Source organism: Paracoccus sp. (in: a-proteobacteria) (genome assembly GCF_046462195.1).
Classification (GTDB): domain Bacteria; phylum Pseudomonadota; class Alphaproteobacteria; order Rhodobacterales; family Rhodobacteraceae; genus Paracoccus.
This window is the reverse complement of the sequence record NZ_JBKGUN010000079.1, coordinates 1-25,114: the sequence shown is the minus strand read 5'-3', so window position 1 is coordinate 25,114 and position 25,114 is coordinate 1. Positions and strand designations below refer to the sequence as shown.

21 protein-coding genes are annotated in these 25,114 nt (G+C 63.4%); 13 read left to right on the top strand and 8 right to left on the bottom strand.

Features of this window, described 5'->3' with window-relative positions:
• On the top strand, positions 1 to 1,235 hold a 1,235-nt coding region (eno, locus tag ACLHHB_RS05150; protein ID WP_410217214.1), incomplete at its 5' end, for a phosphopyruvate hydratase.
• A 12-nt stretch (positions 1,236 to 1,247) separates the two neighbouring features.
• Here the strand turns inward: eno and ACLHHB_RS05145 are convergent.
• The gene (locus tag ACLHHB_RS05145) at positions 1,248 to 2,762 is read right to left on the bottom strand and encodes a PLP-dependent aminotransferase family protein (RefSeq protein WP_410217213.1); all 1,515 of its coding nucleotides are present in this window, start codon (positions 2,760 to 2,762) and stop codon (positions 1,248 to 1,250) included.
• Positions 2,763 to 2,923: 161 nt separating this feature from the next.
• Here ACLHHB_RS05145 and ACLHHB_RS05140 point away from each other — a divergent pair, with 161 nt between their 5' ends.
• Complete coding sequence (locus tag ACLHHB_RS05140; RefSeq protein ID WP_410217216.1) at positions 2,924 to 4,042, top strand: TRAP transporter substrate-binding protein; 1,119 nt, start codon at positions 2,924 to 2,926, stop codon at positions 4,040 to 4,042.
• Between the two features lie 52 nt (positions 4,043 to 4,094).
• Here the strand turns inward: ACLHHB_RS05140 and ACLHHB_RS05135 are convergent, their stop codons facing one another.
• Positions 4,095 to 5,237 (bottom strand): DUF6456 domain-containing protein, encoded by a 1,143-nt coding sequence (locus ACLHHB_RS05135; protein WP_410217212.1) that lies wholly within the window; start codon positions 5,235 to 5,237, stop codon positions 4,095 to 4,097.
• Positions 5,238 to 5,451: 214 nt separating this feature from the next.
• On the opposite strand from ACLHHB_RS05135, the gene ACLHHB_RS05130 reads away from it, so the two are divergent.
• Positions 5,452 to 5,778, top strand: coding sequence for a DUF6477 family protein (locus ACLHHB_RS05130; protein WP_410217211.1), 327 nt, complete (start codon positions 5,452 to 5,454; stop codon positions 5,776 to 5,778).
• 799 nt (positions 5,779 to 6,577) lie between these two features.
• Complete coding sequence (locus ACLHHB_RS05125) at positions 6,578 to 7,381, top strand: invasion associated locus B family protein (protein ID WP_410217210.1); 804 nt, start codon at positions 6,578 to 6,580, stop codon at positions 7,379 to 7,381.
• Positions 7,382 to 7,433: 52 nt separating this feature from the next.
• On the opposite strand, the gene ACLHHB_RS05120 is transcribed toward ACLHHB_RS05125, so the two are convergent.
• The 4 genes from ACLHHB_RS05120 to ACLHHB_RS05105 all read right to left on the bottom strand — a co-directional run bounded on the left by ACLHHB_RS05120 (position 7,434) and on the right by ACLHHB_RS05105 (position 11,840).
• Complete coding sequence (locus tag ACLHHB_RS05120; protein WP_410217215.1) at positions 7,434 to 8,642, bottom strand: beta-ketoacyl-[acyl-carrier-protein] synthase family protein; 1,209 nt, start codon at positions 8,640 to 8,642, stop codon at positions 7,434 to 7,436.
• A gap of 113 nt (positions 8,643 to 8,755) precedes the next feature.
• Entirely contained in the window at positions 8,756 to 9,022 is a 267-nt protein-coding gene (locus ACLHHB_RS05115) for an acyl carrier protein (RefSeq protein ID WP_410217209.1), read from the bottom strand.
• A 12-nt stretch (positions 9,023 to 9,034) separates the two neighbouring features.
• On the bottom strand, positions 9,035 to 10,135 hold the full coding sequence (gene lpxD / locus ACLHHB_RS05110) for a UDP-3-O-(3-hydroxymyristoyl)glucosamine N-acyltransferase (protein WP_410217208.1): 1,101 nt from the start codon (positions 10,133 to 10,135) through the stop codon (positions 9,035 to 9,037).
• A 70-nt stretch (positions 10,136 to 10,205) separates the two neighbouring features.
• On the bottom strand, positions 10,206 to 11,840 hold the full coding sequence (locus tag ACLHHB_RS05105; protein ID WP_410217207.1) for a murein L,D-transpeptidase: 1,635 nt from the start codon (positions 11,838 to 11,840) through the stop codon (positions 10,206 to 10,208).
• Between the two features lie 302 nt (positions 11,841 to 12,142).
• Between ACLHHB_RS05105 and ACLHHB_RS05100 the strand changes: the two genes are divergently transcribed.
• The gene (locus tag ACLHHB_RS05100) at positions 12,143 to 12,703 is read left to right on the top strand and encodes a YcbK family protein (protein WP_410217206.1); all 561 of its coding nucleotides are present in this window, start codon (positions 12,143 to 12,145) and stop codon (positions 12,701 to 12,703) included.
• 127 nt (positions 12,704 to 12,830) lie between these two features.
• A complete protein-coding gene (locus ACLHHB_RS05095) occupies positions 12,831 to 13,439 on the top strand; it encodes a TetR/AcrR family transcriptional regulator (RefSeq protein ID WP_410217205.1) in 609 nt (202 codons plus the stop codon).
• Here the strand turns inward: ACLHHB_RS05095 and ACLHHB_RS05090 are convergent.
• Positions 13,415 to 14,032, bottom strand: coding sequence for a TetR family transcriptional regulator C-terminal domain-containing protein (locus ACLHHB_RS05090; RefSeq protein WP_410217204.1), 618 nt, complete (start codon positions 14,030 to 14,032; stop codon positions 13,415 to 13,417). The two genes, ACLHHB_RS05095 and ACLHHB_RS05090, sit on opposite strands and share 25 nt — an antisense overlap.
• Before the next feature lie 139 nt (positions 14,033 to 14,171).
• Here ACLHHB_RS05090 and ACLHHB_RS05085 point away from each other — a divergent pair, with 139 nt between their 5' ends.
• From ACLHHB_RS05085 to ACLHHB_RS05055, 7 genes are all read left to right on the top strand, one after another.
• On the top strand, positions 14,172 to 15,497 hold the full coding sequence (locus ACLHHB_RS05085; RefSeq protein WP_410217203.1) for an aspartate aminotransferase family protein: 1,326 nt from the start codon (positions 14,172 to 14,174) through the stop codon (positions 15,495 to 15,497).
• 64 nt (positions 15,498 to 15,561) lie between these two features.
• Positions 15,562 to 16,827, top strand: a complete 1,266-nt coding sequence (locus tag ACLHHB_RS05080) for a Zn-dependent hydrolase (protein WP_410217202.1) — start codon at positions 15,562 to 15,564, stop codon at positions 16,825 to 16,827.
• 65 nt (positions 16,828 to 16,892) lie between these two features.
• A complete protein-coding gene (gene hydA / locus ACLHHB_RS05075) occupies positions 16,893 to 18,344 on the top strand; it encodes a dihydropyrimidinase (protein ID WP_410217201.1) in 1,452 nt (483 codons plus the stop codon).
• 1 nt (position 18,345) lies between these two features.
• Positions 18,346 to 19,119, top strand: coding sequence for an ABC transporter ATP-binding protein (locus ACLHHB_RS05070; protein WP_410217200.1), 774 nt, complete (start codon positions 18,346 to 18,348; stop codon positions 19,117 to 19,119).
• The gene (locus ACLHHB_RS05065) at positions 19,112 to 20,026 is read left to right on the top strand and encodes an ABC transporter permease (protein WP_410217199.1); all 915 of its coding nucleotides are present in this window, start codon (positions 19,112 to 19,114) and stop codon (positions 20,024 to 20,026) included. The genes ACLHHB_RS05070 and ACLHHB_RS05065 overlap by 8 nt, the downstream gene beginning before the upstream one ends.
• A complete protein-coding gene (locus tag ACLHHB_RS05060; protein WP_410217198.1) occupies positions 20,023 to 20,856 on the top strand; it encodes an ABC transporter permease in 834 nt (277 codons plus the stop codon). The genes ACLHHB_RS05065 and ACLHHB_RS05060 overlap by 4 nt, the downstream gene beginning before the upstream one ends.
• 33 nt (positions 20,857 to 20,889) lie before the next feature.
• Positions 20,890 to 21,873 carry an ABC transporter substrate-binding protein gene (locus tag ACLHHB_RS05055; protein ID WP_410217197.1) on the top strand — a complete coding sequence of 328 codons (984 nt, stop codon included), beginning with the start codon at positions 20,890 to 20,892 and terminating at the stop codon, positions 21,871 to 21,873.
• A 25-nt stretch (positions 21,874 to 21,898) separates the two neighbouring features.
• Here ACLHHB_RS05055 and ACLHHB_RS05050 read toward each other — a convergent pair whose 3' ends face one another.
• Positions 21,899 to 25,018, bottom strand: a complete 3,120-nt coding sequence (locus ACLHHB_RS05050) for an efflux RND transporter permease subunit (protein ID WP_410217196.1) — start codon at positions 25,016 to 25,018, stop codon at positions 21,899 to 21,901.
• Positions 25,019 to 25,114: the final 96 nt, after the last annotated feature.

The following is a 25,114-nucleotide window of genomic DNA, read 5'->3' as shown; positions in this document are numbered from 1 at the left end:
TCGACTCGCGCGGAAACCCCACCGTGGAGGTCGAGGTAGCCCTCGACGACGGGACGATCACCCGGGCGGCGGTCCCGAGCGGCGCCTCCACCGGCGCCTTCGAGGCGGTGGAGCTGCGCGACGGCGGGAGCCGCTACCACGGCAAGGGCGTGACCCAGGCCGTCGACGGCGTCCTCGACGTCATCGGCCCCGAGCTCGTCGGCTCCGAGGCCTCCGAGCAGCGGCTGGTCGACCAGCGGTTGATCGACCTCGACGGCACGCCGGACAAGTCACGGCTGGGCGCCAACGCGATCCTCGGCGTCAGCCTCGCCGTCGCCAAGGCCGCGGCCGACGCTCGCGGGCTCCCGCTCTACCGCTATGTCGGCGGCGTTTCCGCGCACCTCCTGCCCGTTCCGATGATGAACATCATCAATGGCGGCGAACATGCCGACAATCCGATCGACATCCGGGAATTCATGATCATGCCAGTCGCTGCGGACAACATCCGCGAGGCCGTCCGCATGGGGTCGGAAATCTTTCACACGTTGAAAAAGGAACTGTCGGCTGCGGGCCTTTCGACCGGGATCGGCGACGAGGGCGGCTTTGCCCCGAACCTGTCGTCCACGCGCGATGCCCTCGATTTCATCCTGCGCGCCATCGAAAAGGCCGGCTACAAGCCCGGCGACGACATCATGCTGGCGCTGGACTGCGCGTCGACCGAGTACTTCAGGAACGGCAAGTACGAGATGAAGGGCGAAGGCAAGTCCCTGACCGCCGCCGAGAACGTGGATTACCTGGCGGCATTGTGCGACAGCTATCCGATCCTGTCGATCGAGGATGGCTGCGCCGAGGACGACTGGGACGGCTGGAAGCTGTTGACCGACCGTCTCGGCGATCGCGTGCAACTGGTTGGCGACGACCTGTTCGTGACCAATCCGACGCGTCTGGCGCAGGGCATCGAGAAGGGCTGCGGCAACAGCCTGCTGGTCAAGGTCAACCAGATCGGCACGCTGTCCGAAACCCTGGATGCCGTGCGCATGGCCGATCGTGCCGGATTCACCAGCGTCATGTCGCACCGTTCGGGTGAAACCGAGGATGCGACGATCGCCGATCTGGCAGTCGCCACGAACTGCGGTCAGATCAAGACCGGTTCCCTGGCACGTTCGGACCGGTTGGCAAAATACAATCAGCTGATCCGTATCGAGGAAATGCTGGGTGCCACAGCCGAATACGCGGGCCGCAGCATCCTGCGCTGAACCACGGCATCCTCAGTCCGGCCCCGCAACGGGGCCGGATCGTGCCAAGTGCCCCAGTTGCGACAAGGCTTGGGCCAGACGTTCCCGCGGCATCCGGCAATTCAGCGCGATGCGCACCCCTTCTATCACCGGCTGCCCCGCCGCGGCAAAGTCCGAGGCCGGGCGCACGATCAGCCCTCCGGCCGCTGCACGCGCCACGAAATCTTCGGCCTTCCAAGGTTCCGGCAGTGGCAGCCACAGCATCGGAACGCCGGCGCGGCTGACCGGTTCAAGCCCCGCCAGTTGATCCATTGCCAGAAGGCGCCGATCCTCGACCTTTTCCTTGACTTCGGACGCCATTCGCACGGCGTCGCCCGATGCCATCAGGCGCGTGACCAGCCCCGTGATCGGCAGGGACAGCCCCATATGGCTGTGCTGCGCCGCCACGCGACCCGCCTGCCCCATCCCCTGTGGACAGACCAGCATCCCGAACCGCAAGCCTGCCGCGATGATCTTGGACAGGCTTGCGACATACCAGACCCGTTCCGGTGCCAGCGCGCGCAGGCTGGGCGGCGCATCGGCCGAGGGGTTGGGGGCATAGCACTCATCCTCGATGATCTGCAGGTCATGATGACGTGCCACGGCAACGATCTTCTCGCGCCGTTCTACATCCATGCCTGCCATTGTCGGGTTCTGGGCCGAGGGCGTCAGGCAGACCAGGCGCGCGCCCGATTGGCGCGCCACACGATCCAGATCGTCCGGCCGCATGCCCTTCTCGTCCAATGCGATTGGCAGGGTTTCGGCCCGCAGGAGGCGCGCGGCATGACGCATCCCGGGATAGGTCAGCGCCTCGGCCATCACCTTGGCGGGCTGGTCGGCGAGGCACAGCGCCATGATCAAGGTGATTGCGTGCTGACCGCCATGAGTCAGCACCAGATCCCCTTCAGCGATCGTCCCCAACGAGCGGACCGACATCCAGCGCAGCAGTGCCTGCCGACAATCCAGATCACGGCTGAGCGGGGTATAGTCCAGCACATCCACGGGCAGGTCCTGTGCCAGCGCCGCCAGGTGTCGGCCGATCACGGATGCCTGGCCGCAATCGGGCAGATGGGGAATGCGCAGATCGACAGGACCATCCGTACAGGCAGGTGCATCAAGGCTTTCATACAGCAATGGTTGGGGCACAGGCGGCCGTGGGCGAGGCGTCGCGATGAAGCTGCCACGTCCGACATGGCTTTCGACAACCCCTTCGGCGGCGGCAACCTGATAGGCGCGTGCAACCGTGCCTGTTGTCACCTTCAGCCTCCAGGCCAGATCGCGCATCGGCGGCAGGCGGGTGCCGGGTGCCAGGTCGCCCGAACGCGCCGCTTCACGCAATGCGTTGGCCAATGCACGGAATTTCGGTCCGGAATGTGCGACGAGATCCGGCTGCCAATCCTCTATCCGCATCGCGCGCACCCCCCGATCATCCAAGCCAGTCACTTCCAATAACGCGGCGTTTTCGCGCTCACAATCCGAAGCGGCGGCCAAACCGGCCGAGGCAGCCATGAACCTGCTGCCGTTGTGGTTTTTTCCCGCCTCCCGGCCTCTCGACACTCGACAGATGTGGAACTGGGGCTAAACTGCGGCCCATGCCGGGCGGGTTCAATCGGACCGAGGGGGCCATCCGACCCGGATGCAGGGAGATACGAATGAACGAAACGAACAAGCTGGGCCGCAGGTCCTTTCTGACAAGGGCCACGGTGGGTGGCGCAGCCGCGGCCGCAGGCGGCGTTCTGGCGGCCCCCGCCATCGCGCAAGAGGCTCCGCAGGTCAACTGGCGTCTGGCATCCAGCTTTCCCAAGTCCCTGGACACGATCTTCGGCGGTGCCGACGATCTGGCGGGCCGGCTGAACGAGGCCACGGACGGACGTTTCCAGATCCAGGTCTTTTCCGCGGGCGAGATCGTGCCCGGCCTTGATGCAATCAACGCCACCACTGACGGCACGGTGGAATGTGCCCACTCCGTCGGTTATTACAACTGGGGCAAGGATCCGGCCTTTGCCTGTGGCGCGGACCTTCCCTTCACCTTCTCGGCCCGGTCCAAGACTGCCTACAACTATCACGGCGGCGGCAACGAGAACTACAACGAATTCCTCGAACAATACAATCTGGTCGGTTATCCAGGTGGCAACACCGGCACCCAGATGGGCGGATGGTATCGCAAGGAGATCAACAGCCTTCAGGACATGCAGGGCCTGAAGCTGCGGATTGCAGGTCTCGCAGGTCGCGTGCTGGAACGTCTGGGTGTGGTGCCGCAGCAGATCGCCGGCGGCGACATCTATCCTGCGCTGGAGCGTGGGACCATTGATGCGGCCGAATTTGTCGGACCTTATGATGATGCCAAGCTGGGCTTCCAGAAGGTCGCTCCCTATTATTACTATCCCGGCTTCTGGGAGGGTGGCCCGACCGTCCACTTCTTTGTCAACAAGGGGCAGTGGGACCAGTTACCCGAAAACTACAAATCGCTGTTCCGCACGGCCTGTCAGGCGGTGGACCAGAACATGCTGGCCAAGTACGACATGAAGAACCCGACGGCATTGAAGGAACTGGTCGCTTCAGGCGCTCAGTTGCGTTCGTTCAGCGAAGAGGTGCTGACTGCCGCCTATAACGCCTCCCAGGAGGTATATGCCGAACTGTCCGCTGAAAATGAATCGTTCAAGAAGCAGTACGAGGCGATGCTGCAGTTCCGCGACGACTGGTATCTGTATCAGCAGACGGCCGAATATACATTCGACACGTTCATGATGATCCAGCAGCGCAACGGCACCCTGACGCCGCAGGGCTGATCACGATCAGACAACGTCTGCCGGTATTCCGGCAGACGTTTCAGCCATCGGTTCATCCGATCAACGGGCTGCCCGCGCCGTAGGTTTCGGTGTAATGGCGCTCCAGTCTCATCAATGCCAGCCGCAGCACGATCTTTCCCGAGCGGGCCGACCAGCCAAGCCGTCGCTCGGTCAGTTCGATGCCTTCAAGAAAGCAGCATACCCGAAGAACAACATCGCCCAAGCCGGGCCCCAGCTCGCGAAGCGCGAGTGCCACACGATCGCGCGCAGACTCCGAGCCGCCGCGATAGCCTGAACCATGACGCGACACATCAATGCCCGCGGTCATGAAACCGTCCCAGTTCTGCGTCACCCGCGGACCCATCTGCGCCAGTTCGAAATCCTCGCGCAGGCGCTCACCGGCCACGACCATTCCTGGCGTCAGAAAGGGCTGCCCTTGCTGATCACGCCGCCGCGCCAGCACCAGAAGCGGACTTTCGGCAATATTGACCCGCGCCTGACGACGGCGGCCATCCTCGGGGTCCTCGATCACCCGATCATCCCAGACGCGATGACGCTCGGCATGGTCGAAGGTTGCGGGCGCCTCGGCCATCCCCGTGACCGGCTCCGATCCATGAACCGGCTCGGCATCCTCGAATGAACCTGCCCCGGGAACCGCGCCGCGTTGCCGGGGTGAGCGCAGCATCTCCCGCAAGGCTTCACGTCCTGCCGGAGCGATGACATAGCGTTGGATGCGGCCCCCTTGGCGTGTCTGAACAACCCAGCCCTTCAAGGCAATCACCTCAGCCAGGCTTCGATCCAGAACGGCAGTGCGAATATCGTCGCGCGTCACGATCGCCTTGTCCATCGTCGGCGCAGAAGCCATGACGGCGCCTGGTTCGGCCAGTCGGCGGAGCACACGCAGCGCCTGCCGTTCATCCATCGGGTTCGCGCGCATCTTTTCAGGCGCAAGAGCCCCATCAACAAGCGGATCGTCGCGCCGGGCTTCGAAACGGCGGATCCTGCGGAGGATCGTCGAGGCATGACATCCGACTTCGCGGGCCAGGGCACGAATAGACTCACCCTGCTCGACATGCCGCAGGTAAAGAGCTGCATCTTCCGTCAGATCGTCCGCCGCGGATGCCTGATGCAGTTCTTGCGATCGGTGCTCCGCAACGGTCGAATCGATGGCGAATTCACCGGTCAATATGGTCATGTCAGGTCCCTTGTCGTCCTCGGGCAGCCCGGCAGATGACTACCCTGGGTTGGTTTCCGTGCCTGCGGTAAACAGGCTGTTTCTGCACATAGCCGCAACATTCCCTAACAATTCCTAAAGAAATATTGCTCCGGCGGGCGGTGCGAAGGCCGATTTGGCAACACTCCTTAAGGTTGTGTGAATGTGCCATTACCCGCCAACAAGGAGACCCGCCGTGGCCACCACCTCGAACATCGTCATTTTTCGCCGCCGCCCGGCCAAGCAAGGTTTGCATCGGCCGTCCATGATGATCCGCGCGGCCCGTGAAGGCCAAAGGGGCTGGAAGCGGGACCGCGATCTGACGCGCCTCCTGCATCTCGACCGATGCCCATTGCCGGGTACCGCGCTGCCCCGCCTGCGGGCCGAGGAGGAAATTCAGAACGATCTTCGTGTGGCACAAATGGCAGATTACGACGTGAAGAGGCATGTGCTTCTGATGATCGCCATTCTGGCCGAAATGCGTGCCGCTACCGAACAGGTTCCCTTGGCGCTGGCGCAGTAACATCGTGAACACCTTTGGGGATTCATGGAGGAGAATACCGAACAAAGCGCGCTCTCGCGTAAGTCTCGCGATGCGTGGTACATAGGATGCAAGGAACATATCGACGCGGTCGCCCTGAGACCTCCCCGGGCGTCGCATCCACATCTAGCTTTTACCGTTCTGGTTCATTTGCAGTGACTCTGCAGGCAAGGCCGGAACGATTTACGCTGATCAAGGAACTTCCTGAACATCAGCAGCCCAGACACATGCCAACGGAAGCGTCCGCCACGCTTTGTTTTCCACGCCTATCGATGCCTCTTCATCCAAACAGACAGGGTGCAGAAGGAAACAGGTTTCCCGGCCAGCGCTCCCTCTCTTCATGCCGACGAGTCCCTCTACTGCCAGCTGCACTGGTAACATTGCAGGATGGCAGAAACAGGGTGTCATCCATCATGGTGAAGTCTTCACGCATGCAGCGCGGGTTGGAGCGTCGCACATTTTCCTTACTGAACACTTATGATGTGCGCTGTTTTTGTGACCGGGGGCCCAAGCGTCTGCAGTTGACGGATCACGTCCATGAGACTAGCGTACAGCTCAATGATGACCGGCCAGTCCGGCAGGGAGCAGACGCAGAGCGTCAAGGGGCCGTAGCGAAAGCTGCGGCCTTATTAAATTGCGCTGGGCGGAAGCCCGCCAATACGAGGTGCTCGCGAAGCCGGTCAAGCCAAGGTGAAGCAAAGCCGGCGGCACCGCCACCTGACAAGCTTCACAGGGCGTGTTAGTTCCCGTTCAATGCTTTGAGCAAAGGGAAAAAACGACCATGTCCATAAAACCCTCCTATGCATTGGCGGCCGTTCTGGCGCTGATGACAGCCCCGGCCTTTGCGCAGGACAACGCAGCCCCGCAGAGCCAACCTGAAGCTCCGGCAACCGCGCAACCTGTCCCGCAGCCAGGGGAAACAGCGCCTGCCAATGCACCGACCGCTGAACAGCAGGCACCGGCCGAGGAGGATGCGACAACTCCGGCGCCCGGTACGACCGATGCTCAAGCAACCGCCCCTGCCGCCGATGCCGACTCAGGTGCCGAAGCCGCCGCAGAAGCACCCGAACAACCGGGCAGCTATTATGCGCTGTCCGAGCATGGTGACTGGACCATCCGCTGCATTCGGGCCGGTCAGGGCAAGGATCCCTGCGAAATGTACAAGCTGCTGACGGATGAAGATGACAACGCGGTCGCGGAACTGACGTTGATCCCCTTGTCGAACGGCAACGTGGCGGCGGGCGCAACTCTGGTCGCCCCCCTGGAGACGGACTTGATCGAAGGCTTGGGCTTCCAAGTCGACAATGGCGAAGTGCGCGGCTATCCGTTCAGCTTCTGTGCTCCGGTCGGTTGCGTGTCGCGCCTTGGTTTCACGGACGCGGAACTGGCCGCGATGAAGCGCGGCAGCCGGGCTACCGTCCAGTTGCTGCCCTTTGGCGGGGACAAGCAGAATCCCGTTGAACTGGGCATGTCGCTGGCAGGCTTCACGGCTGCCTTTGACGAACTGACTGCCTATTCGAATGCTCCGGCCCCGGAGGCCGACAACGCGACGCCGGAAGAGCCTGCCGAAACACCGGCTGAATAACAGATCAAACACGAAAACCGCGCCATCGGCGCGGTTTTCACCAAGCCCATCTTCAGACGCGACGCAGGGCAATCACCGCGTTCAGGCCGCCGAAGGCAAAGGCATTCGACAGCACGGCATCGACCTTGGCTTCGCGCGCTTCGTTCGGAACGACATCAAGGCCGCATTCCGGATCCGGTTCCTGATAGCCGATGGTGGGCGCAATGATGCCGTCACGCAGCGCCATGATGCAGGCCAGCAGCTCAACCGCGCCCGTGCCGCCGATCAGATGGCCATGCATCGACTTGGTGGATGACATCATCAGGCGGTCCGCATGGTGCCCGAAGGCATGCGCGACGGCGGCGCATTCGGTCTTGTCATTGGCCGCCGTGCCGGTGCCGTGGGCATTGATATAACCGATCTCGTCCGGGTTCAGTGCCGCGTCCCGCAGGGCCCCGGTAATGGCGCGCTCGGCCCCCTGTGCTGAAGGCATGACGATGTCCTGCGCATCCGAGGACATCGCAAATCCCACCACTTCCGCCAGGATCTCCGCGCCGCGCCCACGGGCGTGCTCATAATCCTCGAAGACAAAGACGCCTGCGCCTTCGCCCTGAACCATCCCGTTTCTGTTGGCACTGAAGGGCCGGCAAGCGTCCTTGGACATGACGCGCAGCCCTTCCCAGGCCTTGACCCCGCCAAAGCAAAGCATCGCCTCAGAGCCGCCGGACAGCATTACGTCCGCTGCGCCCGAGCGCACCATCTGGAACGCCAGCCCCATCGCATGGTTCGAACTGGCACAGGCTGTGGCAACAGTGAAGGCCGCACCGCGCAGCCCGAACTCCATGCTGACATGGCTGGCTGCGGCATTGTTCATCAGCTTGGGGACAACGAACGGATGAACGCGGTTCTTGCCTTCCTCGTAGACGGCGCGATAGTTCTCGTCCCAAGTGTTCAGCCCGCCGCCAGCCGTTCCCAGAATGACTCCTGCCCTGAGGCCAAGCGCGCCTTCGAAGTTCAGGCCGGATTGCCCGACCGCCTGCTTGGCGGCCAGCAGCGTGAACTGCGTGAACTTGTCATATAGAAGGATCTGCTGCCGGTTGAAGTAGGTTTCAGGCGTCCAGTCGTGAACCTGCGCACCGATCTGGATCGACAAGCGTTCGACGTCGCGGAAATCGAGCTGGGTGATTCCGCATCGGCCTTCGCGAAACGCTTCCATGGTCGAGGACACGTCATGGCCAAGTGCGTTGATGGTTCCTGCACCCGTGATGACAACCCGGCGCAGGCCGCGGCGGTCGTCGGCCTGAGGGCGGGCCACGGTCACCGGGGCCGCAACGCCGGCATCGACAAGGGCCGAAGCGTGGACAGGATCAGATCCGGCATCTTTCCTGGTGCTGCTCATCCGGCCTTTTCCGCGACCAGACGCTCGACCGCGGCCATGATGGTGCCCATGTTCGAAATGTCGAAATCCGACTTGTCAGGTTCGTTGGCATTGAAGGGGATGGAGATGTCGAACTCTTCTTCAAGCGCGAAGATGGATTCCACCAGGCCAAGGCTGTCGATGCCCAGATCCTCTGGGGTGGCCTCGTCGGTGACCTCGGCGGGTTCAAGCATGGCCTGTTCGGCAATGATCGTCCGGATACGGTCCTTGATATCGTTTGTCATATCGCCTCCTGCCTAGTTCTTTTCCAACAGGCGTGTAACGGTTTCCTGAAGTTTTGACAGCTGTTGCGCAAAACGCGGCAGGCGCCGCATCGCCTTCTGGATTTCCATCTGCGTTTCCATCCTTACGGCCGGATTGCCCAGAATCACGCGGCCTGCAGGAACGCGGGTAAAGATCTTGGTGGCCCCACCGGCGATGACATCATCGCCGATCTGGATGTTGTCCGACACACCGACCTGCCCTGCCAGCACCACCCGGTCACCGATCCGGCTGGAGCCTGCAACGCCCACGAGACCGCAAAGCAGGCAGTCTTGCCCCACCACCACATTGTGGCCCAGTTGCACCAGGTTGTCGATCTTGGTCCCGGATCCAATGCTGGTGGCCCTGATCGTTCCGCGGTCGATCGTGGCACTGGCGCCGATTTCTACATCGTCGCCCAACTCGACACCGCCCAAGGAATGGATGCGTGTCCAGTGTTGCGCCTTGATCTGCGCCCGCTCGCCCAAGGTGCGGCGGATCTCCTCGATCCCCGACTCTTCCGGCGTGACAAAGGAAAACCCGTCGCCCCCGATCGAGGCATTGGGCTGGACGATCAGGCGGTCGCCGGCTGTAACGCCATGGGCGATGCGGACCCCTGGGTGCAGGATCGCATCCGTCCCGATCCGGCTGCCACGCCCGATGCTGACATGAGCGCCGATCCGGGCACGCGCACCGATAAAGACCCCTGCACCGATCACGACAAAGGGTGCAACGGCTGCCCCCTCTCCCACCTGGGCTGTCGGATCGATCACGGCAGTCGGATGAATGCCGGGGGCGATGTCGGGACCCGGATCGAATGCGCGCGTCAATCCTGCCATCACCAGCCGCGGGCGGGGCGCGAAGATCGCTGCCTTCAAACCATAGCGTTCAGGATCCATGCCTTCGGCCAGGATCGCGATGCTGCCGGGACGCAGGTCATCCGCATATTTCGGAGCCATGGCCAAAGCGATGCGTCCGCCGTCGGCGCCCACGGGTTCGACCGCAGAGGGTTCGCCCGCTCCGGTTACCCGGATGGTCAGGTCGCCCCAACTGCGCGCGTCCAGAGCCCGCGCCAGCTCTTCCATCGTCACGGTCATGATGCCCCCTTTCGGTCAGGCACTTAACTTGTTTGGACCCATCCTGCCAGCCCAAGCGGATGCGATCCGGTCACAACCGCGCGGGTGCACCCACACCCTCGGCCTCCAAGGCGTGCCAGACCCGTGCATCACGGCCATAGATGTCGTCGAACAGGCGCACGCGGCCCTGCGCGTCCGGCCATGCCGTGAAATAGACCAAATGCACCGGCACTGCGGGCCGCAGGGACACCCAGGTTTCGCGCCCGCTGTCGCGCGCCCTTTGAAAGACGCCGGCAGGATCATCGCTTTGCACCGACAACAGGGCATGGGCCAGATCGACCGGATCGCCGATGCGGATGCAGCCATTCGAGTAGGCCCGCACGCTGTTGCCGAACAGATGCTTGGTCGGCGTGTCGTGCAGATAGATGTTCCAAGGGTTCGGAAAGATGAACTTGACGATACCCAGGGCATTGTCGTCACTGGGCTTCTGGCGCAGGCGATAGGGGAAATTTGCCGCCGTGAAACGGGAAAAGTCCACGCCATCCCGTGCCACCACACGCCCGGCTTTGTCCACCACCTCCAGATGCGACAAGGCATGCCGGTTGCCCTGCAGCTTGGGCAGGTAATCCCGCACCGTGATCGAGCGGGGAACGTTCCAGCTGGGGTTGACCACCAGGTTCGACATCCGCTCCGAAAATTCCGGCGTGCGCATTTCGGCCGTGTCCTTGCCAATCACGCTGCGGGTGCGGAACACCTCCTGCCCGTTCTCGACAATGATCGTGGTGAACTCAGGGATATTGACCCACACATGCCGCGCCGACAGGTCCTCGCCGCGCATCCAGCGCAACCGCTCCATCGCGACCAGGATGGCACGCTGCCGGGCCTGCTGACCCGAAAGGCCGTCGCCGTTCAGCATGGCAATGGTGCGGGGGCCGGCCACACCATCGTCGGGCAGCCCTGCGGCCTGCTGATATCGGGCAACAGCCTGTGACAACGCGGCGTCGTAAACTGCGGCATCACCGGCCGGTTCCGCACCGAAGCCGATCGCCGTCAGCCGGGTGCGCAGGGTGTGTACCCCCTCACCGCGGTCGCCGACATGCCACACACTCTCGGGTGCAAAAGGCAGACCAGCGGGCACGGCCAGTTCTGCCGGCCCGTTCAGCGCCGTCTGCAGCGCAAGATAGGCCGGATGCCGTGGCGCAGCCTCGGCAAAAACGTGGCCGGGATCGGTCTCGTGCTGCAGGCGCGACAGCAGATCGGGGATGGACGGGCGCTTGACGATACGCTTGATCTCGGGGTCGGCATGCGAGGGTGTCAGGACTCCGCCGGTCAGATCGCGCAGCAGACGGGCGGCCTGGCGTGCATGGGCCAATTCATCGCTCAGGCGATCTGCCGCATCTGACAAAGTGTCAGGGGCATAGCGCGATGAAGGGATGCCATGGCGCGGCATCTCCATGATGGCAGCGCGAAGTGCGGCCCGCAACGGGGCCTCGTTCTCGCCCAGAAAGATCGTGCTGAGGCCGTTCGTGCCGTAAAAGGCCGCAAGATCGGGATCATCGGCCACCGCACGCGCCAATTCCATCTGGGCAGGCGTGAAATGAAGCCGCGGCGCCGCGGCCGCGATCACGGCTCCGGCATGGTCCTGTGACATCAAGGAAGTGGGCATACTCGCCCCCGCCATTCCCAGCACGACCGCCAGAATGGATCCAAACCGCCTTGCAGTCATGACACACCTCATCTTCCAGGGCCTCTTGTTGCACGATCAGCGTGTGCAGGCTATATCATAGGCCGTTGAGCACACAGACAAATCCGGCACGTTGCCTTTCGGACACAGCATTGAAACCTGTTTACCACAACCGAAGGTTTAGGCGAAAAGCTGCCGAAAACTCTGTTAGTGGAACCGTGATGCGTCGAATCTGTTTCGGCGCGCACCATGTTTTGACATAATGTTAACAAGTCGGGGATAAACCACGACATGCCGCGACGCGTCGCGGGCTTTAAAAAACGAAGCAGGACAGGCGATCTGACATGACAATGGACCTTATCTCCCGTCGCGGCCTCCTTGGTGCCTTTGCGGCAACAAGCGTTGTGGCGGCGCCGGTGATGGCCAATGCCTTCGGGTTTCTTCGCGGCGCGGGTGACATGCGACGTGTCCGGATGTATTCCGGCCGGACTGGCGAAAGCCTCGACACGGTTTACTGGGTGGACGGCAAGTACATTCGCGAAGCCCTGAACGAGGTCAACATCTTCATGCGCGACTGGCGCACCGGCGAAGTGATCGGCATCGACCCGCGCACGATCGACGTGGCCGCCGCTTCCGCGCGTCTGATGCAGACAAACGAACCTTACATGATGCTGTCGGGCTATCGCTCGCCGCGCACGAATGCGATGTTGCGGCGCCAGTCCAGTGGTGTGGCACAAAACTCGCTGCACATGACCGGCAAGGCAGCGGACCTGCGCCTCAAGTCGCGTTCCGTCGGGCAGATGTACCAGGCGGCCGTGGCCTGCCGGGCAGGTGGCGTCGGCCGCTACAGCCGCTCGAATTTTGTCCACATGGATTGCGGGCCCGTCCGTGCTTGGGGCAGCTGACAGACCTTGAGACGATGCTATGCAAAAACGCTGTCCACCTTGCGGGGGGCGGCGTTTTTTGCCATGCGAAAGGATCGCGAGCCTTGACTGGGTTTGCCTTTCACCTTGGCCTGAAGATCGGAACTGAATGAGCCTGCAACACACGCGCCGTTTCCGTACCGCAAAGAAGATTCAGGCCGCAGCAGTCGAACTGTCGGTTCGTGATGGTTTGGCCAATGTCACGACCGAAGCGATCGCGCGACATGCCGGTGTCAGCACGCGCACGTTCTTCAACTACTACCCCTACAAAGAGGCGGCCCTCATGGGCCCGCCGCCCGATTATCCACCCGAAGCATCCGAAATCTTCACAAACGGAAGGGGGCGCCTGATCGACGATCTTTCCGTGCTGATCCAGGCGCATCTGACGCGGTTTCTGGGTGAACGGGACATGCTGCGCCATATCCTCGCGCTCAGCGAAAGCGACGTGAAGCTGGAAGCCCTGCGCAACAGTGCGATGCTGGCAAGGCGCGCCCAGATGAGGGCCCTGCTGCATCGTCGCATGCCGGGCACGGACGAGCGGGTGGTCGAGATCTTGGCCGCCGCCATCGTTGCCGCGACCAATGCCGCGACGAAGGATTGGACGGCCGGTCTCAGGACCGATTTCATCGCCGCAGCCCACGAAAACCTGTCATTGATCCTCGTGGCAGCCGAGATGCTGGACAAACCGACAGATCAGGGCGTCAGCAACTTGCGATAAAGATCGTCCAGAAAGCACGCTCCCTCCTCGAACGGATCACGTCCTCGGCCCAGAACGGCCCGCACCTGGATTTCAAAATCGGCATAATGCTGCGTCATCGACCAGATCGAGAAGATCAGGTGCCGCGGGTCGACCCGGGCCAACAAACCCTGGTCCATCCATCGGTTCAGGACATCGACCGTCCGGTCCACGATGTCGCGCAACCCGCCGCCCAGAACCTGCGTCAGGTGCGGCGCCCCTTGAAGGATTTCATAGGCAAATAAGCGACTTTCGCGCGGGAAATCGCGCGACATGAGAAGCTTTGCCTGCACGTATCCGAGAACTTCGTGCAAAGGATCGCCATCGGGATCGATCTGCTGCATGGGTGCCAGCCACATGTCCAGCAGCGTCGTCAGAAGCGCCTTGTGGAGCTCATCCTTGGAACTGAAATAGTAAAGGACATTGGGTTTGGACAGTCCGGAAGCGCGTGCGATCTGGTCGATCGTCGCGCCGCGAAAGCCGTTGGCCGAAAACGCGTCCAGTGCGCCCTGCAGGATCAGGTCGCGGTTCTTTTGCTGGATTCGCGTCAGGGGGGCAGCATTCGTGTCTGTCATCACACCTCCCGGGCGCATGATCCAAAATCGGGCAGTGCCCAAGGATTTGGCAGTCCATCCGTCAGGACGCTTGACTGGCATTGGGCTCGTGCTAGCGTGATCCTGACCGTTTGGTCAATAAACCATGAGGTTCCTTCCCATGCCCCTTGATCGCAAGCCCGCACCCAACGACCTGAATGCTTTCTGGATGCCCTTCACGGCAAACCGGCAGTTCAAGTCGGCGCCCCGGATGCTGGTCGCGTCAAAGGACATGCATTACACCTCGGCCGACGGTCGGCAGATCCTGGACGGGACAGCAGGCCTCTGGTGCTGCAACGCGGGTCACTGCCGTCCCAGAATCACCGAAGCGGTGCAGGCCCAGGTCGGTGAACTGGATTACGCGCCGGCCTTCCAGATGGGTCACCCGCTGGCATTTGAACTGGCCAACCGCCTCGTCGATGTCGCGCCGGACGGGATGGATCACGTGTTCTATTGCAACTCGGGCTCCGAGGCGGTGGACACGGCGCTGAAGATCGCGCTGGCTTATCACCGCGCCCGCGGCGACGCGGCGCGCACCCGACTGATCGGGCGCGAACGCGGCTATCATGGCGTCGGCTTCGGCGGCATCTCGGTCGGCGGCATCGTCAACAACCGCCGCCATTTCGGTACGTTGCTGGCGGGTGTCGACCACCTGCCCCACACGCATCTGCCGGAAAACCGCATGACCAAGGGTCAGCCCAAGCACGGTGCCCATCTTGCCGACGAACTGGAGCGTCTGGTCGCCCTGCACGGAGCCGAGACCATCGCTGCCGTGATCGTGGAGCCCATGGCAGGCTCGACAGGCGTCCTGATGCCCCCAAAAGGGTACCTGCAGCGCCTGCGCGACATCACGCGCAAACATGGCATTCTTTTGATCTTTGACGAGGTCATCACCGGCTTTGGCCGCCTCGGCAGCCCCTTCGCCGCCCAGCACTTCGGTGTCGTGCCCGACATGATCACCTGCGCCAAAGGTCTGACCAACGGCGTGATCCCGATGGGTGCCGTTCTGGCCTCGGCCCAGATCCATGACGCCTTCATGCAGGGCCCCGAACACATGATCGAACTGTTCCATGGCTATACCTATTCGGGCAATCCGATCAGCTGTGCGGCAGCCATCGCCACGCTGGACACCTATGCCGAGGAGGGCCTGCTGACGCGGGCGGCCGATCTGGAAACCCACTGGCAGGAGGCCCTGCACGGGCTCAATGATCATCCCCATGTGGTCGATATTCGCAACATGGGCCTGATCGGGGCCGTCGAACTGGCCTCGATCGAGGGGCAGCCCGGCAAGCGTGGCTTCGACATCTTCGTCAAGGCCTTCGAGGCGGGCATCCTGATCCGCGTCACGGGCGATATCATCGCCATGTCGCCGCCGCTGATCATTTCAAAGGATCAGATTGACCAGTTGATCGGAACATTGGGCGACGTGCTGAAAACCGCGGCCTGAGGCCGCCACGCCGATCAAGCCGACCCTGCATCAGAACGGGGCGGCCAGACAGGAAGGACAACAAATGAGCGACCAGAGCGCCGTGATGACGGCTGCCAACATGAAGGTGGACGGCGACCGGCTGTGGGACAGCCTGATGCAGATGGCACAGGTCGGGCCGGGGATCGCGGGCGGCAACAACCGCCAGACCCTGACAGACGCCGATGCCGAGGGTCGCCGCCTGTTCCAGTCCTGGTGCGAAGACGCGGGCATGAGCATGGGGTTGGACCGCATGGGCAATATGTTCATGCGACACGAAGGCGCCGAGCCTGACGCGGACCCGATCTATATCGGCAGCCATCTGGACACGCAGCCGACGGGTGGCAAGTACGACGGCGTACTGGGCGTTCTGGCGGGGCTGGAGGTCGTGCGCTCGGTCCGCGACCTCGGCATCCGAACCCGTCGTCCCATTGTCGTCACGAACTGGACCAATGAGGAAGGCGCCCGCTTTGCGCCCGCGATGCTGGCTTCGGGCGTTTTCGCCGGCGTGCTGACCGAGGACTATGCCAACAGCCGCACGGATGCCGACGGAAAGCGCTTCGGTGACGAACTGGACCGCATCGGCTGGCGTGGCGACGAGGTGCCGGGCGCGCGCCGGATCCATGCGATGTTCGAATACCATATCGAGCAGGGCCCGATCCTGGAAGCCGAGGGCAAGCAGATCGGCGTGGTCACCCATGGACAGGGCTTGTGGTGGCTGCAGGTGACGCTGACGGGCAAGGACGCGCATACGGGCAGCACGCCGATGCACATGCGGGTGAATGCGGGCCTGGGCATGGCGCGCATCATCGAGGCCGTGCACCGGATCGCGATGGAACACCAGCCCGACGCCGTGGGCGCGGTAGGCCAGGCCAATGTCTGGCCGAACAGCCGGAACGTCATTCCCGGCCGCGCCGTCTTCACCGTGGATTTCCGTTCGCCGGATCTGGGCAAGCTGACATCAATGCGCGAGCAATTGGAAGAGGAAGCCGCCGGCATCGCCGCGGATCTCGGCCTTGGGATCCAGATCGAACCGGTCGGCCACTTCGATCCGGTGACGTTCGATCCGGCTCTTGTGGACAGCGTGCGGCAGGCGGCGGAACGCCTTGGGCTCAGCCACCTGGACATCGTGTCGGGCGCAGGGCACGACGCCTGCTGGATTGCCAAGGTCGCTCCGACGGTGATGATCATGTGCCCCTGCGTGGGTGGCCTGAGCCATAACGAGGCCGAGGAGATCACCCAGGGCTGGGCCGCAGCCGGGACGGATGTTCTCTTGCATGCGGTCCTCGATGCCGCCGAAGTTGTCCGCTGACACGGACAAGGATCCTGCCGAGAGGATCCTTCTGCAGGATTGTTTCACAAAGAAGAGGCGTAACGATGAGCACGGTCATCAGGGGCGGGACGGTTGTCACGGCGGATCTGAGCTACGAGGCGGATGTGCTGATCGAGGAAGGCCGCATCGCAGCCATCGGCCATGGCCTGGTCGGGGACGAGGTGCTGGATGCGACGGGTTGCCTCGTGATGCCGGGCGGCATCGACCCGCACACGCATCTGGAGATGCCCTTCATGGGCACCTATTCCGCCGATGATTTCGAAAGCGGGACGCGCGCGGCACTGGCAGGCGGCACGACGATGGTGGTGGATTTCGCCCTGCCCTCGCCTGGTCAGGGCCTGCTGGACGCGCTGCAGATGTGGGACAACAAGTCGGGCCGCGCGCATTGCGACTACAGCTATCACATGGCCGTCACATGGTGGGGCGAACAGGTTTTCGACGAGATGCAGGCGATCGTCGATCGCGGCATCACCAGCTTCAAGCATTTCATGGCCTACAAGGGCGCGCTGATGGTGAACGACGACGAATTGTTCGCCTCGTTCCGGCGTGTCGGCGACCTGGGCGGCATCGCGATGGTTCATGCCGAGAACGGTGATGTCGTGGCGGAACTGTCCGCGCGTCTGCTGGCCGAAGGGAATACCGGACCCGAGGCCCATGCCTATTCCCGCCCACCGCAGGTCGAGGGCGAGGCGACCAACCGTGCCATCATGGTGGCCGACATGGCAGGGGTGCCGCTGTATGTCGTCCATGTCAGCTGCGAGGACAGCCACGAGGCGATCCGCCGGGCGCGCAGCCAGGGCAAGCGCGTCTGGGGAGAGCCGCTGATCCAGCATCTGACACTGGACGAAAGCGAATACTTCAACTCCGACTGGGACCATGCCGCGCGGCGTGTCATGTCGCCGCCCTTCCGCAACAAGCTGCACCAGAACAGCCTGTGGGCCGGCCTGCAATCGGGCAGCCTGTCGGTCGTGGCGACCGACCACTGCGCCTTCACCACCCAGCAGAAGCGGCACGGCGTCGGCGATTTCACCAGGATCCCGAACGGCACCGGCGGTCTGGAGGATCGGATGCCGATGCTGTGGACGCACGGTGTCGGGACCGGACGACTGACCCCGAACGAGTTCGTGTCCGTCACCTCGACCAACATCGCCAAGATCCTGGGGATGTATCCGCGCAAAGGGGCGGTTCTGGTGGGAAGCGATGCCGACCTGGTGGTCTGGGACCCCGAGGCGGAAAAGACCATCACCGCCGGTCGCCAGCAGTCCGCCATCGACTACAACGTGTTCGAGGGCCAGACGGTCAAGGGCCTGCCGCGGTTCACCCTGACGCGCGGCGCCGTCGCGGTGACCGAGGGCAAGGTCGACAGCCGCGAAGGTCACGGCAAATTCGTGGCGCGCGAACCGCGCGGCACCGTGAACCGCGCATTGTCGGCCTGGAAGGCGCTGAGCTCGCCCCGACCGGTCGAGCGTTCAGGCATTCCGGCAAGCGGTGTCTGACTTGAGCGTCATCGAAGCCCAGAATGTCAGCCTGACCTTTCAAACCGCCGATGGCCCGGTCCATGCGCTCAAGGATGTGAACCTGAGCATCCAACCGGGCGATTTCGTCAGCTTCATCGGCCCGTCCGGCCGCGGAAAGACGACCTTTCTGCGCAGCATCGCGGCGTTGGAAACACCCACCGGCGGCCGCCTGCAGGTCAACGGGACCGATCCCGACACGGCACGCCGGGCGCGCGCCTATGGATATGTCTTTCAGGCGCCCGGACTTTACCCGTGGCGCACGATTGCGGGAAACATCTCGCTGCCGCTGGAGATCATGGGCTTTTCCCAGGCAGAACGCCGCGCAAGGATCGCCCATGTCATGGATCTGGTCGAACTGTCGGGGTTTGGCGGCAAGTTCCCCTGGCAGTTGTCGGGCGGCATGCAGCAACGGGCCAGCATCGCCCGTGCCTTGGCCTTTGACGCCGACATCCTGCTGATGGACGAGCCTTTCGGGGCGCTGGACGAGATCGTGCGCGACCGCCTGAACGAGGCGCTGCTGGCCCTGTGGCGCAAAACCGGCAAGACCATCGGCTTTGTCACCCACTCCATCCCCGAGGCGGTCTATCTGTCGACAAGGATCGTGGTCATGTCACCGCGTCCCGGACGGATCACAAAGGTCATCGACAGCCCCCTGCCGCTGGACCGCCCGTTGGACATCCGCGACACGCCTGAATTCATCGCGCTTGCCCATGAGGTCCGCGAAGGCCTCCGGGAAGGGCATGGCGATGACTGACGCGGTGTTGAACGCTCCTGTCGCGCGACGTTTCCGCCTGCCCAAGGGGGACCTGCTGCCGATCCTGACGGTGCTGCTGGTCATTGTCGCGATCTGGTACGCCGGCGCGATCCGCATGAACGCGGCATGGGAACGGGACCAGTCCGCCCGCGCTGGGATCGAGCTGACGCTGCCGGATCTGGTGGCACGTACCCTGACGCAGGAACGCCCTGTTTTGCCTGCCCCGCACCAGGTTGCCGCCGGACTGTGGGAAGGAGTGGCCGGACAGGCGATCACCTCACGCCGCAGCCTTGTCTGGCATGCCTGGGTGACACTGTCCGCGACACTGGCAGGCTTTGCCATCGGAACCGCCGCAGGCATCCTGCTGGCAGCCGGGATCGTCCACAGCCGCAGCATGGACCAGTCGGTGATGCCCTGGGCCGTGGCCAGCCAGACCGTGCCGATCCTGGCGATCGCACCCATGGTCATCGTGGTCATGGCCAGCGCGGGCATCACGGGACTGTTGCCCAAGGCGCTGATCGCAGCCTGGCTGAGCTTTTTCCCCGTGCTGGTCGGCATGGTAAAGGGCTTGCGGACACCCGATGCCATGCAACTGGACCTGATGCGCTCCTGGAGCGCCAGCCGGGGACAGGTCTTTGCCCGCCTGCGCCTGCCCTCGTCGCTGCCCTATCTGTTCGCCAGCCTCAAGGTGGCCATCGCGGCTGCACTGGTGGGCACGATCGTGGGCGAACTGCCTGCCGGGGCCACGGCAGGTCTGGGCGCACGACTGCTGTCGGGCAGCTATTACGGACAAACGGTGCAGATCTGGTCCGCCTTGTTCGCAGCCGCGATCCTCGCCGCCGCCTTGGTCGCCCCCATCGGGTGGATCGAGCGGGCGGTCCTCGGTCGCATGGGCCTGGCCCGATGAATGCGCTGCCGATCCTAGGTGTCTGGCTGGGCGGCTGGGCGCTGAACATGTGGCTGGCCCGCTTCGATACGCGACTGTCCCGCACCCTGGTAGCCGTCATCTTTGGCGCCACGATCATCCTGCTGTGGGAGATGATTGTCCGGATCTATGCGGTTCCCACCGTCATCCTCCCTGCCCCCAGCCGGATCGCTGCCAGTTTTGTCGCGAACACCGGCATCCTTTGGACCGATTTCGTCCAGACGATCCTGAGAGGCGCGCTGACCGGTTGGCTGATCGGCGCGGCCGCAGCCACCATCACAGCCATCGCCATCGATCGCAGCCCTTTCCTGCAGCGCGGTCTGCTGCCGATCGGCAACTTTGTCGCGGCCCTGCCCATTGTCGGAATCGCGCCGATCCTGGTCATGTGGTTCGGCTTCGACTGGCAATCGAAAGCCGCGGTGGTCGTGGTGATGGTCTTTTTCCCAATCCTGGTTAACATGGTCGCGGGTCTTGCCGCCACGGACGCGATGCAGCGCGACCTCATGGCCAGCTGGGCTGCCCCTTATGGCGCCGCCTTGTGGAAACTGCGCCTGCCGGCCGCGATGCCCTTCCTGTTCAACGGGCTCAAGGTCACCACGACACTGGCGCTGATCGGCGCCATCGTGGCCGAATTTTTCGGCAGCCCGACGCGCGGCATGGGCTTTCGCATCTCGACCGCCGTGGGGCGGCTGGACCTGCCGCTGGTCTGGGCCGAGATCGTCGTGGCGGCCTTGGCGGGGACGCTGTTCTATGGACTTGTTGCGCTGATCGAAAAGAAGGTGACGTTCTGGCACCCGTCGCAGCGCAAGTGACTGGGGCCATGCCCCCAACAGGAGAGTAACGGAATGACACGACTGATGACGGGTGTTGCGGCGCTTGCGCTGATGGGCGGAGCGGCACAGGCCAACGAACTGACCCTGCAGCTGAAATGGGTCACGCAGGCCCAGTTTGCCGGCTATTACGTGGCGCAGGACAAAGGTTTTTATGAAGAAGAAGGTCTGGATGTGACCATCCTGCCGGGGGGACCCGACATCGCGCCGACGCAGGTCTTGGCCGGCGGCGGTGCGGACGTGATCGTCGAATGGATGCCCGCCGCGCTGGCGGCCCGTGAAAAGGGCCTGCCTCTGGTGAACATCGCCCAGCCCTTCAAGTCGTCAGGGATGATGCTGACCTGCCTGAAAGAAAGCGGCATCACCGATCCTGCCACCGACTTCGCGGGAAAGACGCTGGGGGTCTGGTTCGCAGGGAACGAATATCCCTTCCTGTCCTGGATGAACACGCTTGGCCTGTCGACCGAGGGTGGTCCTGACGGTGTGACGGTGCTGAAGCAAGGCTTCAACGTCGATCCTCTGCTGCAGAAACAGGCGGCCTGCATCAGCACCATGACCTATAACGAGTATGGACAGGTGCTGGACGCGGGACTGTCCGAGGATGATCTGGTCACCTTCAAGTACGAGGATCAGGGGGTCGCGACGCTGGAGGATGGCCTGTATGTTCTCGAGGAAACGCTGAAGGACGACCAGAAGGTCACCGATCTTGCCGCCTTCGTGCGCGCCAGCATGCGTGGCTGGCAATATGCGGCCGAAAATCCCGAGGAAGCCGCCGAGATTGTTCTGGAAAATGACGAAACCGGCGCGCAGACGCTGGAGCATCAGACGCGCATGGTGACCGAGATCGCGAAGCTTCTGGAAGGATCGGACGGAACGCTGGACGAGGCCGATTACCAGCGCACTGTGGACACGCTGCTGTCGGGGGGCTCGGACCCTGTAATTTCGGCCGCACCGGAAGGGGCATGGGTATCGACCGTCACGGACCGCGCCTTCGACTGAGACTGCGTGAACGGCGGCCCGCCGGTCACTCGGCGGGCTGCACCCGAGGCTTTCTTGTCTTCCTTTTCTTGCGGCGCAGGCGCCTGCGGCCGTCCCAGGCCAGCAGTGTCGGCGTCAGCAACAGGGTCACGATGGTCGCCACGACCAAGCCGCCTGCGATGCCCGTGGACAGCTGGATCCAGAACTGACCCGAAGGCGCGCCGAAGAACAGGTCCCGGCCGACAAAGTCGATGGTCATGCCCAGCACCATCGGCAACAGGCCGATCACCGTCGTCGTGGCTGTCAGGATGACCGGGCGGAACCGTTCAGCGGCGGCGCGGCGGGCGGCGCGGTCGGGATCCAGCCCCGCATCGCGATGTTCGTTATAGGCATCGATCAGCACGATATTGTTGTTCACGACGACCCCGGCAAGGGCCATGATTCCGATCCCGCTCATCACGATGGAAAAGGCCTCTTGCCGGATCATCAGTCCGAGAAAGACGCCCGCGACCGAAAAGATGATCGCGGTCAGCACGAGGAAGGCCTGATAGAAGCTGTTCATCTGGATCAGCAGGATCGTGAACATCAGGAAGATGGCCGCAACAAAGGCACCTGCCAGGAACGTCATCGCCTCGGCCTGATCCTCGATCTCTCCTCCGAACGACACCTCGACGCCTTCGGGCAGGTCGGCCTGATCGATGGCCGCGCCGATGCGGTCCAGTTCGGTCTGCAGCGTGGTGCCGGGCGCAAGATCGGCAGTCAGGGTCTGGGTTTCGCGCGACTGGATCCGGGTGATGGCTGCCGGTGCCGGGGCCGGCACGATCTGAACAACGTTCGAAATGGGCACCTGCCCCGACGGCACCGCCACGCGCAGCGAGGACAGGTTTTCCAGGTTGCGCTGATCCGGCGGGTAGCGCAGCGCGATATCCACCTCGTCATTGGCGAAATCGGGCAGATAGGTACCGAGATTGACGCCAGTTGTCAGCAGTTGGACGGCCGTCCCGATGGTGTTCATGTCCACGCCATAGCGGGCCGATTCTTCCCGGTCCACGACCAGCCGGATCTCGGGATTGGGACGCGGCGTGTCATTGGCGATATCGACAAAGCTGCCCATTTCGACCATCAGGCGCTCGACCTGCTCGGCCGCCGCCTGCAGTTGCGCGCGGTCCGTGGCCGAAACCTCGATCTGCACCGGCCGCGAGGCGCCGGGACCCGAGGCCGCAGCCTCGATCTGGATGCCGAGGCCGGGCACCTGGGCCGTGGCCTGCCGCATCTTCTCGATGATCTGATCCGACCCCTCGCGCTGGCGCCAGTCGGTGAACTCGACCTGGATCTGACCGATCACGTCGCTGGACAGGCTGGAGCGCACCCGCTCCTCGACCGAGCCGATGGTCCGGGCATAGACCCGTTCGAGCCCTTCGAACCCGACCAGCCGGCTTTCGATCAGCCGCACCAGTTGATCGCTTTCCCGCACCGACAGGTTGCCGTTCGCCGTGATCTGCACCTGGGCCCGTTCGGCATCGGTTTCGGGAAAGAACTCGACGCCGCGCCCCAACTGGCCATAGGCATAGAACACGACCAGCAGTGCCAGGATCGACATCCCCAGCGTCGTGCCGGGACGGGCAATGGTCCAGCCGGAAAAGCGGTTCATGAACGAGGGCACGTCGTCCATGTCAGGTTCGGGCGAAAAGCCTTCGCCGCCGCCTCCCAGGATCGTGCCCGAAACCGGGACGAAGATCAGCGCCATGACCAGCGACATCAGCAGCGTCGCGATCATCGTGGCAGGCAGGTAGAACATGAACTGTCCCGCAAGCCCCGGCCAGAACAGCAGCGGAAAGAACACGGCCAGCGTCGTGGCGGTCGATGCGATGATGGGCCAGGCCATGCGCTGTGCGGCCATGCGGAACGCCTCCACCTTGCCGTGACCCTTGGCAATCAGACGTTCGCCCAATTCGACCACGACAATGGCGCCATCGACCAGCATGCCCACCACGAGGATCAGCGCGAACAGGACAATGACGTTCAGCGTGAAGCCAAGCGCCCAGATGATCAGGATGCCGCCCAGGAACGAACCCGGGATCGCCACGGCCACCAAGAGCGATGCCCGCACCCCCAGAAACAGGACCGTGACCAGCATCACCAGCACGACCGCGGCAATGACGTTGTTCTGCAGGTCCGACAAAAGGTCGCGCATTTCCTCGGACTGGTCGTTCATGAAGACCACGGACACCTGCTGCGGCCAGTCGGCGGTCGTCTCGTCCACGATGGCGCGCACGGCCTCGACCGTGTCGATCACGTTGGCCCCGGCGGATTTGCGCACATCAATGGCCAGCGCAGGCTGCCCGTCGATGCGGGCAAAGCTGGTCGGGTCCTTGAAGGTCTGGCGCACCTCGGCCAAGTCCTGCACGCGCAGCACGGTCGGTCCGTCCACCAGCACCGGGATCGACATGATCTCGTCCAGGCGCACCACGGTGCCGGGAATCGAAACCCCTAGGCGCCCGGCGCCCGTGTCAAAGGACCCCGCCGCGATCAACTGGTTGTTGGCCTGCACCGCCTGCGACAACTGCCCCGGAGAGATGCCATAGGTTTCCATCGCCAGCGGATCGATCAGGATCTCGAGCTGGTCTTCACGCTCGCCCGTCAGGTCGGCCTGCAGGACGCCGCTGACGGTCTCGATGCGGTCGCTGAGCTGGCGGCCAAGCCGGATCAGGTCGCGTTCGGGAACCTGGCCGGAAAGGGCGACCGTCAGGATCGGAAAGGTGGACATGTCCACTTCGCGCACGAAAGGACCGTCGGCAGCGGGCGGGATGTCGGGGCCCGCGTCATCCACGGCGTCCTTGACGGACTGGAGCGCAGTGTCCTGATCAAAGCCCGGCACGAATTCCAGGGTCACCGTCGCAAAGCCTTCGCTGGCGACGGTCTCCATGCGCCTCAACCCGTCCAGCGAGTTGACCTGACGCTCGATCGGTTCGGCCAACAGCTTGGCGGCATCCTCGGCGCTGACGCCGCTATAGGTGACGTTGACGATGAAGATCGGGATGTCGATCTGGGGCATCGACTCCTTGGGGATCGTCACATAGGCCAGAAAGCCCGACGCGATCAGCGCGACCATGATCAGGATCATGGTCCGCGCGCGCGAAAAGGCGGCAGCGATCAGGGCGTTCATCGCATCCCCATCATTCGGCGACCGCCGGTTCGGATGCCTCGGCGGCACCCAGCAGGGCCGCTGCCCTGTCCGCGGCCGAAGGGCCGGCGGGCGTCA

What these genes read in the sequence shown, in the direction of transcription:
- ACLHHB_RS05145 (WP_410217213.1), bottom strand. Translation starts at nt 2,762, where the DNA reads ATGGCTGCCTCGGCCGGTTTGGCCGCCGCTTCGGATTGTGAGCGCGAA.
- ACLHHB_RS05135 (WP_410217212.1), bottom strand. Translation starts at nt 5,237, where the DNA reads ATGACCATATTGACCGGTGAATTCGCCATCGATTCGACCGTTGCGGAG.
- ACLHHB_RS05125 (WP_410217210.1), top strand. Translation starts at nt 6,578, where the DNA reads ATGTCCATAAAACCCTCCTATGCATTGGCGGCCGTTCTGGCGCTGATG.
- ACLHHB_RS05115 (WP_410217209.1), bottom strand. Translation starts at nt 9,022, where the DNA reads ATGACAAACGATATCAAGGACCGTATCCGGACGATCATTGCCGAACAG.
- lpxD (WP_410217208.1), bottom strand. Translation starts at nt 10,135, where the DNA reads ATGACCGTGACGATGGAAGAGCTGGCGCGGGCTCTGGACGCGCGCAGT.
- ACLHHB_RS05105 (WP_410217207.1), bottom strand. Translation starts at nt 11,840, where the DNA reads ATGACTGCAAGGCGGTTTGGATCCATTCTGGCGGTCGTGCTGGGAATG.
- ACLHHB_RS05100 (WP_410217206.1), top strand. Translation starts at nt 12,143, where the DNA reads ATGACAATGGACCTTATCTCCCGTCGCGGCCTCCTTGGTGCCTTTGCG.
- ACLHHB_RS05095 (WP_410217205.1), top strand. Translation starts at nt 12,831, where the DNA reads ATGAGCCTGCAACACACGCGCCGTTTCCGTACCGCAAAGAAGATTCAG.
- ACLHHB_RS05090 (WP_410217204.1), bottom strand. Translation starts at nt 14,032, where the DNA reads ATGACAGACACGAATGCTGCCCCCCTGACGCGAATCCAGCAAAAGAAC.
- ACLHHB_RS05085 (WP_410217203.1), top strand. Translation starts at nt 14,172, where the DNA reads ATGCCCCTTGATCGCAAGCCCGCACCCAACGACCTGAATGCTTTCTGG.
- ACLHHB_RS05080 (WP_410217202.1), top strand. Translation starts at nt 15,562, where the DNA reads ATGAGCGACCAGAGCGCCGTGATGACGGCTGCCAACATGAAGGTGGAC.
- hydA (WP_410217201.1), top strand. Translation starts at nt 16,893, where the DNA reads ATGAGCACGGTCATCAGGGGCGGGACGGTTGTCACGGCGGATCTGAGC.
- ACLHHB_RS05065 (WP_410217199.1), top strand. Translation starts at nt 19,112, where the DNA reads ATGACTGACGCGGTGTTGAACGCTCCTGTCGCGCGACGTTTCCGCCTG.
- ACLHHB_RS05060 (WP_410217198.1), top strand. Translation starts at nt 20,023, where the DNA reads ATGAATGCGCTGCCGATCCTAGGTGTCTGGCTGGGCGGCTGGGCGCTG.
- ACLHHB_RS05055 (WP_410217197.1), top strand. Translation starts at nt 20,890, where the DNA reads ATGACACGACTGATGACGGGTGTTGCGGCGCTTGCGCTGATGGGCGGA.
- ACLHHB_RS05050 (WP_410217196.1), bottom strand. Translation starts at nt 25,018, where the DNA reads ATGAACGCCCTGATCGCTGCCGCCTTTTCGCGCGCGCGGACCATGATC.